The following is a 278-nucleotide window of genomic DNA, read 5'->3' as shown; positions in this document are numbered from 1 at the left end:
TGTTAGAGCACTTCGATTGTAACGTCCGTATTTCTCATGAACGGTTTTCAATCGGAAATCGTGAGAGAAATACTCCAAACTTAATTCCACGTACTGTATTATCAAGCGCAGATCCGCTATTTTATCCGGTTCAGTTTGTAGACTCGTTAGGTGATGCGCTTCGTGATCATCCAGTAGCGGCGCCCAAAATTGATGAGATTTTCCAAAGTAAAGGTGAAAAAGAACGAGGGCTCAATACATTAAGAAAAGCATTCCAAGTTATAGAGTATGTTGAGTGT

Annotated in this window: 1 pseudogene; it reads left to right on the top strand. The window is 40.3% G+C overall.

Annotation, left to right across the window (positions count from 1 at the left end):
• Positions 1-278: pseudogene (locus ACSG5Z_RS32740) on the top strand (haloacid dehalogenase); the annotation flags it as partial.

This window comes from Bacillus pretiosus, assembly GCF_051294775.1.
Classification (GTDB): domain Bacteria; phylum Bacillota; class Bacilli; order Bacillales; family Bacillaceae_G; genus Bacillus_A; species Bacillus_A wiedmannii.
Note: the sequence above shows the minus strand (reverse complement) of the source record. Positions and strands in the feature narration are given on the sequence as shown.